This is a genomic window from Aquabacterium sp. A08 (genome assembly GCF_011742065.1).
In genome coordinates this window covers 1-245 of sequence record NZ_JAAQQT010000055.1, presented here as the reverse complement: position 1 = coordinate 245, position 245 = coordinate 1, and the positions used below count along the sequence as shown (strand labels likewise).

Sequence of the window (245 nt, the reverse complement as noted above, 5' to 3'; positions counted from 1 at the left end):
GGGTGCAGCCCGCCGGTGCCGCGCTGGCGGCCGGGCAAGGTCACGTCCAGCGCCTCGGCCTGCAACTGGCGCTGCAGCTCGGCCTCGGCCAGGGCGGCGCGGCGGTCGTTCAGCGCCGCCTCGATCGCCTGCTTGGCCACGTTGATGGCCGCGCCCCGGGTCTTCTTCTCCTCCACGCTCAGGCTGGCCATGCCCTTCATCAGCTCGGTCATGCGGCCGCTCTTGCCCAGGTACTGGGCCTTGGC

1 pseudogene is annotated in these 245 nt (G+C 73.1%); it reads right to left on the bottom strand.

Annotated elements, in window-relative coordinates:
• A pseudogene (locus tag HA630_RS00310) lies at positions 1 to 245 on the bottom strand (phenylalanine--tRNA ligase subunit alpha); the annotation flags it as partial.